General features: G+C 66.7%; 13 protein-coding genes. 5 read left to right on the top strand and 8 right to left on the bottom strand.

All coding sequences use genetic code 11. The features are described from left to right. Nucleotides 1-244 precede the first annotated feature (244 nt). Entirely contained in the window at nucleotides 245-487 is a 243-nt protein-coding gene (locus tag A2G96_RS32875) for an antitoxin (protein WP_082819136.1), read from the top strand. Further along, nucleotides 484-882: a type II toxin-antitoxin system VapC family toxin gene (locus A2G96_RS28665; protein ID WP_062803530.1), complete on the top strand. Its 399-nt coding sequence runs from the start codon at nucleotides 484-486 to the stop codon at nucleotides 880-882. Before A2G96_RS32875 ends, A2G96_RS28665 begins: the two co-directional genes overlap by 4 nt. Before the next feature lie 337 nt (nucleotides 883-1,219). Here the strand turns inward: A2G96_RS28665 and A2G96_RS28660 are convergent, their stop codons facing one another. The 7 genes from A2G96_RS28660 to A2G96_RS28630 all read right to left on the bottom strand — a co-directional run bounded on the left by A2G96_RS28660 (nucleotide 1,220) and on the right by A2G96_RS28630 (nucleotide 10,113). After that, nucleotides 1,220-2,173, bottom strand: a complete 954-nt coding sequence (locus tag A2G96_RS28660; protein ID WP_062803529.1) for a PDR/VanB family oxidoreductase — start codon at nucleotides 2,171-2,173, stop codon at nucleotides 1,220-1,222. Between the two features lie 78 nt (nucleotides 2,174-2,251). Then, the gene (locus A2G96_RS28655; protein ID WP_062803528.1) at nucleotides 2,252-3,910 is read right to left on the bottom strand and encodes an APC family permease; all 1,659 of its coding nucleotides are present in this window, start codon (nucleotides 3,908-3,910) and stop codon (nucleotides 2,252-2,254) included. Between the two features lie 344 nt (nucleotides 3,911-4,254). Then, nucleotides 4,255-4,566: a CBU_0592 family membrane protein gene (locus tag A2G96_RS28650; protein ID WP_062803527.1), complete on the bottom strand. Its 312-nt coding sequence runs from the start codon at nucleotides 4,564-4,566 to the stop codon at nucleotides 4,255-4,257. 46 nt (nucleotides 4,567-4,612) lie between these two features. Then, entirely contained in the window at nucleotides 4,613-5,503 is an 891-nt protein-coding gene (locus tag A2G96_RS28645; RefSeq protein ID WP_062803526.1) for a TorF family putative porin, read from the bottom strand. 177 nt (nucleotides 5,504-5,680) lie between these two features. After that, the gene (gene betA / locus A2G96_RS28640; RefSeq protein WP_062803525.1) at nucleotides 5,681-7,411 is read right to left on the bottom strand and encodes a choline dehydrogenase; all 1,731 of its coding nucleotides are present in this window, start codon (nucleotides 7,409-7,411) and stop codon (nucleotides 5,681-5,683) included. Nucleotides 7,412-7,499: 88 nt separating this feature from the next. Further along, on the bottom strand, nucleotides 7,500-8,966 hold the full coding sequence (locus tag A2G96_RS28635) for an aldehyde dehydrogenase family protein (protein ID WP_062803524.1): 1,467 nt from the start codon (nucleotides 8,964-8,966) through the stop codon (nucleotides 7,500-7,502). A gap of 28 nt (nucleotides 8,967-8,994) precedes the next feature. Continuing rightward, nucleotides 8,995-10,113, bottom strand: coding sequence for an aromatic ring-hydroxylating oxygenase subunit alpha (locus A2G96_RS28630; RefSeq protein ID WP_062803523.1), 1,119 nt, complete (start codon nucleotides 10,111-10,113; stop codon nucleotides 8,995-8,997). Between the two features lie 234 nt (nucleotides 10,114-10,347). Between A2G96_RS28630 and A2G96_RS28625 the strand changes: the two genes are divergently transcribed. Further along, nucleotides 10,348-11,364, top strand: coding sequence for a helix-turn-helix domain-containing protein (locus A2G96_RS28625; RefSeq protein ID WP_062803522.1), 1,017 nt, complete (start codon nucleotides 10,348-10,350; stop codon nucleotides 11,362-11,364). 268 nt (nucleotides 11,365-11,632) lie between these two features. Further along, nucleotides 11,633-12,970 (top strand): aspartate aminotransferase family protein, encoded by a 1,338-nt coding sequence (locus A2G96_RS28620; protein WP_062804182.1) that lies wholly within the window; start codon nucleotides 11,633-11,635, stop codon nucleotides 12,968-12,970. 72 nt (nucleotides 12,971-13,042) lie between these two features. Here the strand turns inward: A2G96_RS28620 and A2G96_RS28615 are convergent, their stop codons facing one another. Beyond that, nucleotides 13,043-14,149, bottom strand: coding sequence for a methyl-accepting chemotaxis protein (locus A2G96_RS28615; protein ID WP_062803521.1), 1,107 nt, complete (start codon nucleotides 14,147-14,149; stop codon nucleotides 13,043-13,045). Nucleotides 14,150-14,348: 199 nt separating this feature from the next. Here A2G96_RS28615 and A2G96_RS28610 point away from each other — a divergent pair, with 199 nt between their 5' ends. Next, nucleotides 14,349-14,711, top strand: a complete 363-nt coding sequence (locus A2G96_RS28610; protein WP_150124278.1) for a hypothetical protein — start codon at nucleotides 14,349-14,351, stop codon at nucleotides 14,709-14,711. Nucleotides 14,712-14,826: the final 115 nt, after the last annotated feature.

The raw sequence follows: 14,826 nt of genomic DNA, 5'->3' as shown, positions 1-14,826 counted from the left end.
AGATATGCAACTATAAGGTTGCATATTAGGCGACGCGATCGACTACCGCAACCGATGGCTCTGGAGCTTTGTACTGGCACTCCGTCCGCGCGCGAGGTTTCACCGCCACGGGCGATGAAACCGCTAAAAGGCCAAAGTCTCGCTCAGAGTGCCTAAAAGTGATGCAAAGGGCTTCCTGGCCCTTTGAATCGGCGACTAAGATCGCATAACATATCTATGTTTTGTAGATACACATGAGGGTGAGATGGAACTCGCGAAAATCTTCCGCCATGGCGGCTCTCAAGCCGTACGGCTGCCCAAAGACTTCCGGTTTGACAGTACGGAGGTCCGGATCCGTCGGCACGGGGCCGCGGTGATCCTGGAACCTGTCCCGCAAGACTGGGCATGGTTGACCCCGCTCATCGGACCGGTTGATGCCGATTTTGAGTCGGCAGCAGTCACCCAACCGGCTGGACAGGAGCGTCCTGGATTGGATGTCTTCGAATGAAATATCTGCTCGATGCCAACGCAGTGATAGCAATGCTCAAGGGAGAGCCAACCATGCTTGAACGACTGCGTGCGCACCTGCCGTCCGATTTCGGGCTGCCAGCAATCGTTGCCCATGAACTGTTTTATGGTGCCTACAAGAGTCAGCGGGCGGCTGCGAATCTGGCACGCATCGAAGCGTTGCAGTTCGAGGTGGTACCGTTTGATGCCGAGGACGCTCAGCATGCCGGCGAGATTCGCGCGCAGCTGGAGGCCGTCGGTACGCCGATCGGCCCTTATGACGTCTTGATTGCAGGGCAGGCGCGGGCGCGCAACCTGATTCTCGTGACGCACAATATCCGGGAATTCGCGCGCGTCGCGCAATTGGCAGTCGATGATTGGCATACCGGTCGCTGACCGCCACGCCTTCGACCGCCGCGATCAACGGCTTGCGCGCGGGCCGCTTGAACACGCCAAAGCCGCCGCGCGGCGGGCGTTCGCGCAGCTCGCCGCGAAGGTGCGCGCAGTCACGCGGCCTTTGGCGACCTGATCCTGTCGTCGCGCACACGGCAGCGCGTCTATCTGGACGGAGAGGTCGAGGCGGGCATCGTGTCGCTCGGTCCGGCGGGTGGTTTCGCGGATGCGATCGAACCGGCCGGGCGGATCGTGGCCCGGCTGGTGGCGGATGCACGCGCCGCGTGCGACGCGTTGGCCAGCCGGAGGGCTGCCTTGCCGGCATGAGCCGCCGGCTGCGTTACAGATCCAGCACCAGCCGCCGGCCCCTGCACCGCGACACGCACAGCATCATGGTCTTCTGCGCCGCCTTCTCGGCGTCGGACAGGTACTGGTCGCGATGGTCGGCCTCGCCCTCGACGATGGCGGTTTCGCACGAGCCGCAGATGCCCTCGCGGCACATGCAGTCCACCTTGATCCCGGCCTTCTCGATCGCGCGCAGCAGCGATTCGTCGGCGCCGACCTGCAGCGTCATGCCGCTCTTTTGCAGCACGGCCTCGAAGGCGCCGCCGGTGGCGTCGACTTCGTTGCGGAACTGCTCGAAGTGGATGCGTGCGGCGTCCCAGCCGGCGGCGCGCGCGGCGTTGACCACGGCGTCGTTGAGCGGGGCGGGGCCGCATACGTAGACGTGGGTGCCGGCAGGCTGTGCCGCGATCAGCGCGGGGATGTCGAGCAGGGTGCCGTTGTCGCTCTCATACAGGTGCAGCTGGCCGGGCTGCAGCGTGGCGGGCAGCACGTCGAGGAAGGCGGCGGACTGGGTGTTGCGGAAGCAGTAATGCAGCTCGAAGGCGGCGCCGCGTGCGGCCAGCGCCTGGATATGCGTCATGAACGGCGTGATGCCGATGCCGCCGGCGATCAGCAGGTGGCGGCCGGCGCCGTGGTCCAGGCTGAACAGGTTGCCGGGCGCGCCGATATGCAGCTCGTCGCCTTCGCGCACCTGTTCGTGCATGTAGCGCGAGCCGCCGCGCGAGGCTTCCTCCAGCCGCACCGCGATCTGGTAATGGCCGGGCTCGCCCAGCGTGCTGGTCAGCGAGTAGGCGTTGCGCAGGCGGCCGCCGTCCATGTGGACGACGACATGGCTGCCGCTGTCGAAGGCGGGCAGCGCGCCGCCGTCGCACGGTTGCAGGGTGAAGCGCTTGATGCCGGCGGCCAGCGGCTCGACGCGGCCGACGCGTACGCGGAGCGTTTCAGTCATGGCGGTACCTCGGAACTCAGGAATTTGGGGAATGCGGGAGGGAAGGCGGACCGGCACGGCGCCGGCCCGCCCGGGCCATCAGGTAATGACCGTCAGCCTGGCGGCAATCCACACCACCAGCCCGCCGACCACCAGCGCCACATAGGGCAGCACGCCGGCGCGCGCGTTGGGCAATTCCATGTCGCGGCGCATCGACTCGGGGAAGCGGCCCTTGTCCTGGATGTAATGGCGGTAGATAAACACCGGCACGATCAGCAGCGCGGCGATCAGGCCGTTGCGCAGCGTGTGTTCGCCCTGGAAGTTGGCGCCGGCGCCGACGAAGGCCAGGTCGAAGAAGCCCAGGAACGCGCCCAGCGCCAGCAGCCAGTTCTTGCACTTGTACGGCCGCGGCCAGTCGGGGCGGTCCATGCGGTGGATCCAGCCCGACTGCAGGTTCAGGAACACGAAGATCATGTAGCAGACGTTGCTGATCGACAGCACAGCCATGTAGTTCGACATCAGCAGCAGGAACAGGTTGAACAGCAGGTCCGTCCACATCGCGCGGGTGGGCGAGCCGTGCTCGTTCACGTGCGACAGGTAGCGCGGCAGCCAGCCGTCGACCGAGGCCTGGTACAGCGTGCGCGACGAACCCATCATCGAGGTCATCACGATCAGCAGGATCGCCAGCACCAGCATCACCACGATCACGTTGAACACCACCGCGCCGCCGCCGACGAACCTGGCCATTGCCGCGCCCACGCCGGAGCCGTCGATGATGTCCGGCGCCAGCATGCCCTGCAGCCCGAGCGAGCCCTGGAAGGCGATCGGCACCGCGATAAACATGAACAGGCACAGCACGCCGGACCAGAAGATCGCCTTGAAGGTGTCCTTCTGCGGGTCCTTGAACTCGCGGGTGTAGCACACCGCGGTCTCGAAGCCGAAGGTCGACCAGCACGCCAGGAACATCGCGCCCATCGCCGTGCTGATGCCCGCGGCGTTCCAGCCGCCCAGCACCGCGGCACCGGAGGCGTCGTGCGTCAGCGGCAGCAGCGGGAAGAAGCTGGTCGAGGGCATGTCGCCGGTGAACAGCGGCACCAGCGCGATCACCACCAGCGGCGTCAGCGAGGCGATGCCGAGGATGCGCTGCGTGGTCGCCGCCGCGGAAGCACCGCTGTGCTGCAGCTTGAAGGTGACCAGCAGGAACGCGGTGGCGAGCAGGAAGGTGGAATTCACCCGCAGTGTCAGGCCCTTGCTGACGAAGCCCAGGTCCACCAGCGTCAGCTGCCAGGTGTTGATGACGGAATCGGCCGGGAACAGCGCGCTCAGCATGTAGCCGGCCGCCAGGCTGGTGCCGAGCGCCAGCATCGGCGACCACGCCACCCAGTTGCACCAGACCGAGACCGGTGCGACGAACTTGCTGTACCGGACCCAGCCCATCGCGCCGTACACCGACGCGCCGCCCGACTTGTGCGGGTACAGGCCCGAGATCTCGGCATAGACGAAGCACTGGGCGAAGCCGACCAGGATGGCGAGGACCCAGATCACCCAGGCCGGGTTGCCGATGGTGGCGGACACGCCGCCGATGGTGAAGAGCACGCCCGCGGGCACGCCGCTGGTCACCCAGAAGGCATCCTTCCAGGTCAGGGTGCGCTGCAGTTCATGCGATGGGGCTTGTTGCTGGGTTTGCTGCTGCGGTTGCTGCGTAGGGGCGAGCGGCGCCTGCGCGCCGAGCGACAGCACGTCTTTTTGTGAATACACGATGTCTCCTTGCTTCCCGGTTGCCGTGTTGCGTGTTGCCGGAGCGAGGCTCCGTCACGGTCTGCCGTCTGCGGTCTGAGTGGGTACGTTGCGGTACTGCCTGCCGGCTTACGACGGTCGGGAATGTGTGGCGGGGATTTTGGGCGGCTTCGTCATGGTTGTCTCCTGTTGTCATCCCGGGGTTGCCAGACACCCGTTTCCAAGGGTGCGTGGCGTTTCCGGTTCTTTTGATTCACTATAGGTAAATTAGATAACCTATGGTGTTTCGGTGAGTATAGGAACGGCGGGGAGCCAAGGCAACGGAAGATTTGTATCGCCGTTGCCAGGCGACTAGGCCGCCCTGGCTATTGCTGCACGGGCTGGCCGGGACGCGGCCCGCCCAGCGTTTCCACCACCGCCCGCCCACTGTGGCCCCGCCGACGGTTGCGCCACCAGCCCAGCAGCGTCAGCGCCAGCCAGAAGCACTGGGTCAGGAACGACGCCAGGTTGAACGCGCCCGCCAGCGAGATCAGGATGCAGCTCGGCCCGATCACGTTGAGGACGACGGCCAGCCTGCCAGTCGGGGATTTGTGCAGGACCTGCACGGCAAAATGCGCGGCAACGTAGGCGGCAACGCCGACAAGTCCGGTTGCGTCGGTAAGACCCAGGGAGGCCATGGTGGTGTGCTTCGTCAGGCAGGGGTACAGCGGTTGATGAAGGCCGTCAGAACGTCCTGGTCAGCGAGACCAGGAACGTGCTTTTCAGCGGATTGGAAACGGACGGGTTGCCGGAGGAATCCAGCGCGCCGGTGGTGTATTTGTCGTAGACGTCGGTGCGGCCCCAGCCGCGCGTGTAGGCGCCGGTCACGGTCCAGCCACCCTCGAAGGCCTTGGACAGCGCCACGCGCACGTCGCGGAAGTTGTAGGCGGCGAAGTTGCGCACGCGCTCCTGGCCGTAGTGCAGCAGCAGCGTGACGCCGTGGCCCAGGTCGAAGGTGCCGTTGAGGTCCAGATAGCCGGAGCCGCGGCTGTGCAGGCTGTTGCCGGACAGCAGCGAGGCGCTGTTGTAGCCGAAGTAGTCGGGCGTATAGGTCAGCCAGTACTTGACGTTGAACCACTTGTACGTCAGCGACGCGACCGCTTCGCCATAGTTGTATCTGGTCTGCGCGTATTGCAGCTTCGCGCCGGGGTAGAGGTAGTAGTAGACCTGTCCCGCGTAGACAAAGTCGCCGACGCTGCCGGTATAGCCCGCATACAGGTCCCATTCGACCGTGCCGCCCTCGATGAACTTGTCGCTGATGCTCGACATCCACGTGCCGGCGGAAAAACCGCTCGGGTGGCTGTAGTCGACGCCGCCCTGCACCGCGGGCTTGCCCCAGGTCTGGCGGAAACCGCGCGACACGTACTGGGACGTCAGCGTCAGGTTGGCGCTCCAGGGCGAAGTTGCCGCGGCGGTCTCGGCGGGCGGCGGAACGGTGGCGGCGACCTGCGGCACCGGCGCGACCGCCAGCGTGGTGTCGCCGTCGGACTGCGCCAGCGCGGGCAGCGCCTGGCACAACAGCAGGGGCAGGGCGCCTGACAGGGCGCATCTTGCTGCAAAGCGTTTGCGCAACATGGTTGTGTCTCCTCCGTGTGGCCGGTCTGGGTTGGTGTGTTGGCTTGCCGGCTTTGGTGGTGGTGGAGGCGCGACGCGTCCGAGCGGGCGCACGCTGCCCGCCGGGACGCTGGTCCCGGCAGCACAGGTGCCGCAGTCAGGGTTCGGGCCGAAGGCCCGCGCGCCGCGCCGCTCGGGTCAGGCAGGCATCGGCAGGGGCATGCGCGTGGCAGGCGGTTGCGCGCGCTGCGCCACCGTCTGCATGCGCGCGGGGGCCGCCTTGTAGTAAGGCGCCGTCGAACGCTGCAGTGGCGCGCGGCCGCGGATCACGTCGGCGAGCTTCTCGGCCATCATGATGGTGGGCGCGTTCAGGTTGCCGGTGACGATCTTCGGCATGATCGACGCATCGACCACGCGCAGGCCCGACAGCCCGTGCACGCGGCCCTGGTGGTCGACCACCGCCATCGGGTCGGAGGCGTCGCCCATCTTGCAGGTGCACGACGGGTGCAGCGCGGTCTCGGCATGCTCGCGCACGAAGGCGTCGATCTCGGCATCGCTCTGCACCATCATGCCGGGCTTGATCTCGCGGCCGCGGAACTGGTCCATCGCCTGCTGGCCGATGATCTCGCGCGTCTGCCGCACCGCGGCGCGGAACTCGCGCCAGTCGACCTCGTGCGCCATGTAGTTGAACAGCAGGCGCGGCTTGACGCGCGGATCGCGGCTGGCCAGCTTGACGAAGCCGGTGCTGGGCGAGCGCATCGAGCCCACGTGGCACTGGAAGCCGTGCGACTTCACCGGGTTGCTGCCGTCGTAGTTCATTGCCAGCGGGATGAAGTGGTACTGCAGGTTGGGCCAGGCGAACTCGTCGCTGCTGCGGATAAAGCCGCCGGCCTCGAAGTGGTTGGACGCCGCCGTGCCGGTGCCGCGCAGGTACCACTCGATGCCGATCGCCGGCTTGTTCCACCACTGCAGCGCCGGGTACAGCGAAACCGGCTTGGTGCATTCGTACTGCAGGTACATCTCGAGGTGGTCCTGCAGGTTCTCGCCGACGCCTTTCAGGTCGACTACCGTATCGATGCCGAACGCGCGCAGCTCGTCGGCATTGCCCACGCCCGAGCGCAGCAGCAGCTGCGGCGACGCGATCGCGCCGTTGCTGACGATCACCTCGCGGCGCGCGCGGGCTTCGCGCACGTGGTCGCCCTGCAGGTACGACACGCCGATGGCGCGCTGGCCGGCGAACAGGATGCGGTCGGCCAGCGCACGCGTATGCACGGTCAGGTTGGGACGTTCGCGGGCCTGGTCGAGGTAGGCCAGCGAGGTGCTGCAGCGGCGCCCGCCCGCGGTGGTGGTGCGGTCCATCGGGCCGAAGCCTTCCTGCCGGTAGCCGTTGAGGTCATCGGTGCGGCCGTAGCCGGCCTGCTCGCCGGCCTGGATAAAGGCGTCGAACAGCGGGCTGATGCCGGCCTTGGGCGTGGTCACGTGCAGCGGTCCGTTGCCGCCGTGGTAGTCGTTGGCGCCCTTGTCGTAGGTCTCGGCCTTGCGGAAGTAGGGCAGGCAGTCGGCGTAGCTCCAGTTCTCCAGCGACGGGGTTTCCGCCCAGCCGTCGTAGTCCATCGCATTGCCGCGGATATAGCACATGCCGTTGATCAGCGACGAGCCGCCCAGGCCCTTGCCACGGCCCTGCGTCATGCGCCGGTTGTTCATGTGCGGCTCGGGCTCGGTGACATAGGCCCAGTTGTAGGTGGTGCCCTGCAGCGGATACGCCAGCGCGGCCGGCATCTGCGTGCGCCAGTCCAGGCGCCAGTCGGGGCCGCCTGCCTCCAGCAGCAGCACCGAGACACCGGCGTCCTCGCTCAGCCGCGCCGCCAGCACGCAGCCGGCCGAGCCGGCGCCGACGATGATGTAGTCGTACTCATGGATTGCCTGCATGGTGCAATCTCCTTGTTTGCGTGACGCCGTGCGTGGCGGCCCTTTGGGGGCGGTGCCGCCGCGCACGCGGTTGCGAAGTCGGCTGCGCTCAGGCGCCGAACCAGCCCATCGCCTTCGGGGCGAGGTTGATATAGCTGTGCTTGAGCTCGGTGTACTCGTCCAGGCCGATGCGAGCCAGCTCGCGGCCGATGCCGCTCGCCTTGTAGCCGCCCCACGGCGCCTCCGGGAAGTACGGGTGGTAGTCGTTGACCCATACCGTGCCGAAGCGCAGCGCGCGCGACATGCGGTTGGCCTTGTCCAGGTCGCGGGTCCAGACCGCGGCGGCCAGGCCATACGGCGTGTCGTTGGCGGCACGCAGCGCTTCTTCCTCGGAGCGGAAGCGCTCGGCCGTGATCACCGGCCCGAAAATCTCCTCCTTCGCAATCTTCATGTCTGCCGTCACGTCGGCCAGCAGCGTCGGTTCCAGCCAGTAGCCCTGCTTGTACACGTCGCCGGCCGGCCGCTTGCCGCCGTGGACCAGGCGCGCGCCCTCGGCGATGCCGGCCTGCACCATGCCGAGGATCTTCTCGTGCTGTTGCGCCGACTGCACCGGGCCCATCTGGGTTTCGCCATGGAAGCCGTTGCCGATCACGATGCGCGGCAGGCGCTCGGCCAGCCGGCCGATGAATGCATCATAGATGCTGTCTTCCACCATCAGCCGTGAACCCGCGGAGCAGACCTGGCCGGCATGGAAGAACGCGGCGTTGAGCGCGTAGTCGACTGCGGCATCGAGGTCGGCATCGGCGAAGACGATGTTCGGGTTCTTGCCGCCCAGCTCCAGGCCGATGCGCTTGAAGTTGCCGGTGGCGGCCTTCATGATGCTCTCGCCGGCAAACGCGCCGCCGGTGAAGGACACCAGGTCCACGTCGAGGCTTTCGGCCAGTTCCGCGCCCACTTCGGCGCCGCCGGTCACCAGGTTGAACACGCCTGGCGGCAGGTCCAGCTCGTCGATCAGTTGCGTGAAATGATGCGTGGTCAGCGGCGTCAGGTTGCTGGGCTTGATCACCACAGTGTTGCCAGCGCCCAGCGCCGGCGCGATCTTCCACGCGGCCTGCAGCAGCGGGTAGTTCCACGGCGTGATCAGGCCGCACACGCCGACCGGCTCGCGCAGCGTGCGGCTGATCACGTGGTGCGGCGCTTCGTTGACGGCGCCCGATTCCGACGCCACCAGCCCGGCAAAGTAGCGGAAGGTCGCGGCGATATCGCCCATGTCGGTGCGGCTTTCGGTCAGGGTCTTGCCGGTGTTGAGCGACTCGAGACGGGCGAGCTTTTCGGCATCGCGGTCGATCAGTTCGGCGATCTTGTTCAGCAGCCTGGCGCGGTCGCGGATGGTGGTCTGGCGCCACGGGCCGTCAAAGGCGCGGCGCGCGGCCGCAATCGCCAGGCGCGCATCGGCGCGCGTGGCTTCGGCGGCCTGGGCAATCACCGATTCGTCGGCCGGGCTGACGATGGCGCGCGTGCCTTGATCGATGGGCGACTGCCACTGGCCGTCGATATAGAGCTGGGTCTGGATCATTGCTGCGGTTCCGGTTGATCTGGTGGGTTCAGGCGGCCAGGGCGTCGAGCACCATCTGCTGGAAGTGCTGCACGCCGTGTTCGCCGATGGCGGAGGTCTTGTCGTCGGTGACCAGCAGCGGGCCCTGCCCGTTGCGGTAGCCGCGCGACTTCAGGCCGCGCTGCACCGATTCGACGATGCTCAGGTCCTCCGGCTTGAGCACGTTCTTGTAGTACTCGATCAGCTGTTCCTGCTCGGCCGTGGGCGTGCTGTCGCGGAAGTAGAACTCGAAGTGCTGGATGGTGGTGTCGGCGTCCACCGGGAACATGTAGAACACACCGTAGTTACCGTCGCCCGGCAGCACGTTCAGCGTCACGTTGGGCCACAGCCAGTAGGCGGCGAAGTCGGTGTTGGGGGCGTCGCTGTCATAGGTGAAGGCATCGCTGCCCGAGCGGGTCTGGCCGACCTGGCTGGTGTAGAGGCCGCGCACTTCGTGCTTGTAGGTCTCCATCCGGATCGACTCGACCAGCGCCGGGTGCGCGGTCTGGCAGTGCAGGCATTCCAGGTAGTTGTCGACCACCACCTTCCAGTTGGCCTTCATCTCGTAGCTGAGCTTGTGCGCCGGCACCAGCTTGTCGACGTCCGGGCAGCGCGCGCGGATCTCGTCGTTCAGCCCGGCGGCGAGTTCTGCCAGCGGCTTCGCGTCCATGTCGAGGTTGACGAACACCAGGCCGCAGAACTCTTCGACGCGCACCGGTGTTAGGCCGGCGTTGTCCTTGCAGAAGCCCGGCACGTTTTCGGCGTTGCGCACGTGGATCAGCTTGCCGTCCAGGCCGAACGACCAGGCGTGGTAGGGGCAGGTGATCACGTTTTTCGCCTTGCCGGCGCCGTCGGCGAACAGCTCGTGCGCGCGGTGCGGGCACACGTTGTAGAACGCGCGCAGCACGCCGTCGCGGCCGCGCACCACGAAGATGTTCTCGCCTGCTACCTGGGCGGTGGCGTACTGGTTGTTCTCGGCCACCTGGCTCTTGTGCATCACGCACACCCAGCTGCGCGCGAAGATGGTCTTCTTCTCTTGCTCGAAGATTTCCTGCGAGGTGTAGTAGTGGGCTGGCAGCGTGTAGGCGAGCGGCGGCGTGGTGCAGACGGGGGCGGCGGTCTCTTGCATGGGGTGTCTCCTCGTTAGTGTCGGTGCTTTATCGATTCACCAATAGTAAATTAAATTACTGCTGGTGATGTGAAGAGAAGTCTAGTGAGGCGGGCCGGGTTGTTGCAATTCAAAAAAGCGATGAATTCGCTTATTTAGATTGAGGCGATCTATGGATTCGCACGTAATCCGGGGATGGTGTAAGGTTCGAGTTACTCAATTCACCATCGGTTGAAAAAAAGCGGAGGAGCGCCCATGACCGAAGACACTTTTGCCACGCGCCTGAAGGGGGTGCTGGAAGGCAAAAGGATCATGCTCAAGCAGGTCGCCGAGGCCCTGTCGGTGTCGCCGTCGGCCGTGCACAAGTGGACGCGCGGCGGCGAGATCGAGTACGAGCGCTTGCTGGCGCTGGCCCGCTTCCTGGGCGTCAACTGGCTGTGGCTGCGCTACGGTGAACAGGCCATCGCCGACCTCGAGGCCAGCACTGCGTCCGACCCGCATATCAAGGAACTGCGCCAGAAGCACCTCGCCGAGATCATGGAGAGCGAGGCGCGGATGAAGTTTGCGCAGGAGGTCTCGGGCATCGTCACCTGGGAATGGAACGTGCTGACCGATGGCCTGACCTATTCCTCCAACGATGTCTCGCTGTTCGGCCGCCATATCCGCAACATGGACGACTTCTGGGCCTGCGTGCATCCCGGCGACGTGGCACGGCTGAAAGAGGTGCTGGCACGCACCCTGGGCGCGCAGGAAATGCACGAGTGGGAATTCCGCGTGGTGCATCAGGACAACACGCGCTGGATCTCGTCACGGGCCACGCTGGTGCGCGATTTCGACCAGCGCCCGGTCAAGATGATCGGCGTCAGCCTCGACATCACCGAGCGCCGCCGCGCCGAGGCCGCGCTGCGCCAGAGCGAGGCGCTGTTGGCCAAGGCGCAGCAGATTGCCCACCTGGGCGGCTGGTACTGGAACATCCAGACCGACGATTGCGCCTGGACCGACGAGGCCTATCGCATCTTCGGCTGGGCCCCGCAGGCGTTCAAGGTGACCATGGAGCGCTACCTGGCGTCGATCGTCGAGGAGGACCGCCCGCGCGTGCAGGCCGCGATCCGCGCCGCCATCGTCGACAAGGCGCCGTATCGCGTCGACTACCGCATCCAGCTGCCGGACGGCAGCCATCGCGACATCCACGAGGAAGGCGAGGTCACGCTGGACGAGCACGGCAACGCGCTGACGATGGTGGGGGCGTCGCAGGACGTTACGCCCGGGTAGGGCTGCTAGCACAGGCTGGCCGGCAGCGGCCGGGTCATTGAAAGGCGGCATTGCCGCCCTTTTTCATTGCCGGATGCGCAGGGCGATCTCTGGGTGAGTGTAACGAATGTTGCGTGACGCAGATTGTCTTGCTTGCCGGCCTTTGCTCGCAGGCTGCCCGAATGAATGGCGCATTTGTGAGGTGGTTGAAACAAACGTTGCATTGGCCGCGGCAGTGCCCCTATACTGCAAACGTTTGACCGAGCGCACTGCCACCCACCACCTCATCATGACCCACGTATTCCATCGCAACCCACGCCAGCAATTGCCCGTTGCCGTCGCCGGGCAAGGCATCGAACTGATCGACAGCACCGGCCGGCGCTATCTCGATGCCTCGGGCGGCGCCGCCGTGTCGTGCCTCGGGCACGGCCATCCGCGCGTGATCGAGGCGATCAAGGCGCAGCTCGACACCATCGCCTATGCACACACCTCGTTCTTCACCACCGAGGTGTCGGAGACGCTGGCCCAGACCCTGGCGCAGGCCGCGCCGGGCGATCTCGACCATGTCTATTTCGTCTCGGGCGGGTCCGAGGCGGTGGAATCGGCGCTGAAGCTGGCGCGCCAGTACTTTGTCGAGGTGGGGCAGCCCGCGCGCCGCCACTTCATCGCGCGCCGCCAGAGCTATCACGGCAATACGCTCGGCGCGCTCGCCATCGGCGGCAATGCCTGGCGGCGCGAGCCGTTTCTGCCGCTGCTGGTGCCGGCGCACCACGTGTCGCCTTGCTATGCCTACCGCGAGCGGCTGCCGGGCGAGAGCGATGCGCAATATGCGCAGCGCCTGGCCGAGGAACTGGAAGCGAAGATCGTGGACCTCGGTCCCGAAGGCGTCGCCGCGTTCGTCGCCGAAACCGTGGTGGGCGCCACTGCCGGCGCGGTGCCGCCGGTGGGCGACTACCTGAAGCGCATCCGCGCGGTGTGCGACAAGTATGGCGTGCTGCTGATCCTCGATGAAGTGATGTCGGGCATGGGCCGCACCGGCTACCTGTTCGCGTGCGAAGAGGACGGCGTGGTGCCTGACATCGTCACCATCGCCAAGGGACTCGGCGCCGGCTACCAGCCCATCGGCGCGATGCTGTCGACGCGCCGGATCTATGACGCCATTGTCGGCGGCAGCGGCTTCTTCCAGCATGGCCATACCTATATCGGCCACGCTACCGCCTGCGCCGCGGCCCTGGCGGTGCAGCGCACCATCGCCGAGGACAAGCTGCTGGCCAACGTGCTGGCCCGCGGCGAGCAGCTGCGCACCCGGCTGCGCGAGGCGCTGGGCGACCACCCCAACCTGGGCGATGTGCGGGGGCGCGGCCTGTTCGTCGGCGTGGAATTCGTCGCCGACCGCGACAGCAAGGCCGCGCTCGATCCCGCGCTGAAGACGCACGCGCGGCTGAAATCCGCGGCGATGCAGAACGGGCTGCTGGTTTATCCGATGGGCGGCACCGTCGATGGCGTGCATGGCGACCACGTGCTGTTCGCACCGCCGTTCATTTGCACGCCGCGGGATATCGACAATATCGTCGACCGTTTCGCCGCGGCAGTACAGGCGGTTCTACCGGTGAGCGTCACGGCGTGATTCACTGAAAGCCACCAGCTTGCTGGTGGCTCCCCTCCCGCAAGCGGGAGAGGGAGCACACAAGCGGGCCGGCTATGCCGGCTCCGCATCCAGCCGGAACTCTCCCACCACCTGCTGCAACTCCGTCGCCCGTCCCGCCAGCGCCTGCGATGCGCTGGCTGCCTGCTCCACCAGCGCCGCGTTCTGCTGCGTGACGGTGTCCATCTGTGCGACCGCTTCGTTGACCTGGGCGATGCCGGCGCTTTGCTGTTCCGACGCCGCGGTGATCTCGCCCAGCAGGCCGGTGACGCTGGCCACCGCCTGTACGATTTCCTGCATGGTGGCGCCGGCCTGGCCGACCAGGGCCGAGCCGCTGTCGACCTGCTGCACCGAATCGTCGATCAGCTGCTTGATCTCGCGCGCCGCGGCGGCGCTGCGCTGGGCCAGCGTGCGCACCTCGCCCGCGACCACGGCGAAGCCGCGGCCCTGTTCGCCGGCGCGCGCTGCTTCGACCGCGGCGTTCAGTGCCAGGATATTGGTCTGGAAGGCGATGCCTTCGATCACTTCGATGATGTCGGTGACCTTGCGCGAGCTGGCGCTGATCGCCGACATGGTCTGCACCACGTTGCCGACCACTTCGCCACCGCGCGCGGCGATGCCCGAGGCGCTGGCGGCCATGCCGTTGGCGGCGCGGGCTCGTTCGGTGTTCTGCTGCACCATCGCGGTCAGCTCACCCATGCTCGATGCCGTTTGCTGCAGCGCCGCGGCCTGCTCTTCGGTACGTTGCGACAGGTCGGTATTGCCGGCGGCAATCTGGTGCGAGGCGTCGGTAATGGAGTCGGTGGCGGTGCGGATGCGCGTCACCAGGTCGGTCAGCATGTCCTCCATCTCGCCCAGCCCGCCGAGCAGCCGCCCGAACTCGCCGCCGCGGTCGGTGTTGAACTCCTGGCTGAGGTCGCCTGCCGCCACGGTTTCGGCAATGTGGACGGCTTCGGACAGCGGCGCCTCGATGCTGCGCGACAATCCCCAGACCGCGCCTATCGCCAGGCATAGCGCGGCCGCGGCCAGCGCGATCAGCAGGCGCCGCGCATCGGCGGCGTCCTGCATGCGTGGCATGGCCACCGCGGTCCCGATCGCCATCAGCGACCACATGGCGCCAAACGCCGCGCCCAGGCGTATCCGAATGCCAAGATTCTGCATCTCTGTCTCCCCGTCTCCGTCCCATGCAATGCCATTGCGACCCCATTGCTTAACGGACGGGAGGGGCGAGGGCTTTAGCCTTCTGGCGAGCGGCGCGGCTTACATTTGCAATTGAGTTGCGTTATGATGGCGCCCGTCGAAACCGCCAGCGCCACCTTCAATGCGTCTGCATGCGAACCTCGTGCGTCTCGCCTGGGCCGTGCTCCTGCTCGTTCTCGTGCAGGCGTGGGCCGCGGTGACGCACGTGCACGCAGTGCCGGAAGCGCGGCCGCTCGCGTCTAGCTCGGCCGTGGCCGCGACTGCGGACCCGTCCCACGCCGCCGCCGCCACCGGATCCGAGCGTGCGCCCGCCGACGACGAGACCGAGTGCGATTGCCTGTGGTGTTCGCCCCGGCTGCACCTGTTCCTGTGCATCGCGTTCGCGGCCCAGCTGCTGGGCGTGATCCGGCGCTTGCTGTCGCGGATCCGGCCGGTCGATGTCACCACGCCGCCCTGGCGTACCCGCTTCCTTTCTCCCCCTGCCTTGCGCGCGCCTCCCGCGCTGCCCTGCGCCGCCGGCTGATCGCCGCGGCGCCGCCTTCCGCTTACGTTTGATTCCGCGCCCGCCATGCAGTCGGGCGGCTTGCTCACGTCTGGATTTGGTACGGCCCCCCCGGTGCCCGCAGCGGCTGCCGGTC

Source organism: Cupriavidus nantongensis, assembly GCF_001598055.1.
Taxonomy (GTDB): Bacteria; Pseudomonadota; Gammaproteobacteria; order Burkholderiales; family Burkholderiaceae; genus Cupriavidus; species Cupriavidus nantongensis.
The sequence above is the reverse complement of the archived record's forward strand: the minus strand, read 5'-3'. Positions and strand labels throughout refer to the sequence as shown.

Excerpts from the sequence above, each read along its gene's own strand:
- A2G96_RS32875 (WP_082819136.1), top strand. The coding sequence starts at position 245 with ATGGAACTCGCGAAAATCTTCCGCCATGGCGGCTCTCAAGCCGTACGG.
- A2G96_RS28665 (WP_062803530.1), top strand. The coding sequence starts at position 484 with ATGAAATATCTGCTCGATGCCAACGCAGTGATAGCAATGCTCAAGGGA.
- A2G96_RS28660 (WP_062803529.1), bottom strand. The coding sequence starts at position 2,173 with ATGACTGAAACGCTCCGCGTACGCGTCGGCCGCGTCGAGCCGCTGGCC.
- A2G96_RS28650 (WP_062803527.1), bottom strand. The coding sequence starts at position 4,566 with ATGGCCTCCCTGGGTCTTACCGACGCAACCGGACTTGTCGGCGTTGCC.
- A2G96_RS28645 (WP_062803526.1), bottom strand. The coding sequence starts at position 5,503 with ATGTTGCGCAAACGCTTTGCAGCAAGATGCGCCCTGTCAGGCGCCCTG.
- betA (WP_062803525.1), bottom strand. The coding sequence starts at position 7,411 with ATGCAGGCAATCCATGAGTACGACTACATCATCGTCGGCGCCGGCTCG.
- A2G96_RS28635 (WP_062803524.1), bottom strand. The coding sequence starts at position 8,966 with ATGATCCAGACCCAGCTCTATATCGACGGCCAGTGGCAGTCGCCCATC.
- A2G96_RS28630 (WP_062803523.1), bottom strand. The coding sequence starts at position 10,113 with ATGCAAGAGACCGCCGCCCCCGTCTGCACCACGCCGCCGCTCGCCTAC.
- A2G96_RS28625 (WP_062803522.1), top strand. The coding sequence starts at position 10,348 with ATGACCGAAGACACTTTTGCCACGCGCCTGAAGGGGGTGCTGGAAGGC.
- A2G96_RS28620 (WP_062804182.1), top strand. The coding sequence starts at position 11,633 with ATGACCCACGTATTCCATCGCAACCCACGCCAGCAATTGCCCGTTGCC.
- A2G96_RS28615 (WP_062803521.1), bottom strand. The coding sequence starts at position 14,149 with ATGCAGAATCTTGGCATTCGGATACGCCTGGGCGCGGCGTTTGGCGCC.